Below are 1,945 nucleotides of genomic sequence, written 5' to 3'. Positions count from 1 at the left end.
ATTCAGACTAAAATCTCTAAAAATATAGGGATAATCACGGATGAAATTTGATTTGTCTTTGAAAAAACATTTGCTACACAACTCAAATTTTTAAAATCAAAGTAGCTCGCGGATAAAAAATCTTATAAATTTCGTAAAATTTAATAAGCTTTATTGTTAAAAGTAGTAAAATAGTTACACTTTTTTGATCGGAAATGAAATGAAATTTAAAGATTTTAAAGAAAAAAACAGTAGCAACTATGACTTTTTCACAGCTGATGAGATGAGCTATAAAGAATTTGTAGAACTAAGCTTTAAAGAGTTTTTAACTAGCGATAGTAGCTCAAAGTGGCAGCTTGACATAGATGATAAAAGGTTTAACTCATTTCCAAATTTCACCCAAAAACATCAAATTTGCATATCAAATTTAGACTATGAAGATAATGTTTTTCAGTTTAGAATTTGCTCTGAAAACAACGTATCAAGCCTTGGCTACCGTATGTTTACGAGCTTTGATAGCGCACATAAAGACTTTGTCACAGACGATATCAAGCACTCTGATGAGGTTATGATGAGCCTAAAGCTTGGCGAGCTTAAAGAGTTTCCTTGCATATCAAAATGTGGCTGGTGGATCAAAGATATCTGGCGAGACATGTATCCTATCTTGGACGAGACTAGCAGCGAGGACTTTGTGGCTGGCATTATAAAAAACGAATTTACCAAAAAGATGAACGAGATAAATGAATGCCTAAAAAACGCTCAAGATGGCGGCAAGCTTGACAAAATTATTGCTAAACTAAAAGATAAAATCAACTAAATTTAGAAATTTCCACCCATAGCACAAGAGCTAGCTGGATATGAAGTAAGTCCGTAGTCAGCTGACTCAACGTTATAAAAGTCTAAATTTGCACTTCTGGAGATGATATACTCAAAGCCTTTTTGATTTAGTTCAATCAAAATTTCAAGCTCCGTATCTCTTTTGCAGACTATGCTTTCAAAAAAGTGAGAGAAGAAAGAAATTTTGGCATTTTCTTTTTGCATTGAGTGATTTAGCATGAGCTCCATGTTGCTAAAAATTTTAAATATAGTTTGATTTGACTCAAATTTGCCAAATCTAGCATAATAATTTTGCAAATTTGCGTCATTTAGCACGATATTTTTAGTGCAGTTTTTAGCGATCTGCTCGTAGATAAGACCAAAAAGCTCAATAGAGGCATTTTGATTATCCATCACTCTATTTTCGTGATTTGTGACTACTACAAAGCCATCTTTTATCTCGTATTTTTCATTTTTATAATAAAAACTAACGCTTGCCACCTCTTGCTCAAAGCGCTTTTTGTAAGCAAAAGGCAAATAGTTTAAAACGCCCATTTTATCGATAATAGCCGAGCTTCTTACGCCGCCATCTAGCTCGTGCTGCATGAAGTATCTTATGAAGCTGCCTTGCTCTATGTCAAAGCTGTTTAAATACTCGATCTTATCAAGATAGATGCAGCGGTAAAGCTTAACGAATTCTGGGTTTAGCCTCAAATTTATCTCATCTTGTAGATCGCCATACTTTTCAGTTTGATCTGCGTCTATAAATTCGATGATATTCATCTGCTTTTCGATCTTATCTTTTACAAAGATCGAAATTTTCACATCCTGCATCTCATAAAAGCACTTTATCGTATCTGTGGCACTTTTTGTGATATCTGTTTTAAATTTCTTAGCAAGCTCTGCTTTTTTAAGGGTGAGTGAAAAGTCGCCATTTTTTAGTTTATTTTGTGAGTATAAAAGATAGAGCAGTTGCTCATAGACCATGAGATGTGAGTAGGTTAAAAATGTATTATCCACCACGATGACGTAGTAGCAACGCGTTATAGAGTACCTTTTGTTGTTTTGTAAAAACTCATCATAAATTTTTAATTTGCTTTGGGATTTACATACCTTAAAAACATCATATGATTCCAAAAATATATTTTCC

The 1,945-nt window shown here is 33.4% G+C and carries 2 protein-coding genes; one reads left to right on the top strand and one right to left on the bottom strand.

What is annotated here, in order from left to right; all coding sequences use genetic code 11:
* Positions 1-199 precede the first annotated feature (199 nt).
* Complete coding sequence (locus CYP77_RS09345; protein ID WP_103599756.1) at positions 200-796, top strand: effector protein; 597 nt, start codon at positions 200-202, stop codon at positions 794-796.
* A 2-nt stretch (positions 797-798) separates the two neighbouring features.
* Here CYP77_RS09345 and CYP77_RS09340 read toward each other — a convergent pair.
* The coding region (locus CYP77_RS09340) for a hypothetical protein (protein ID WP_103599755.1) at positions 799-1,945 on the bottom strand (1,147 nt) is incomplete at its 5' end.

Source organism: Campylobacter concisus (assembly GCF_002913865.1).
GTDB classification, from domain to species: domain Bacteria; phylum Campylobacterota; class Campylobacteria; order Campylobacterales; family Campylobacteraceae; genus Campylobacter_A; species Campylobacter_A concisus_AM.
The sequence above is the reverse complement of the archived record's forward strand: the minus strand, read 5'-3'. Positions and strand labels throughout refer to the sequence as shown.

Excerpts from the sequence above, each read along its gene's own strand:
- CYP77_RS09345 (WP_103599756.1), top strand. The coding sequence starts at position 200 with ATGAAATTTAAAGATTTTAAAGAAAAAAACAGTAGCAACTATGACTTT.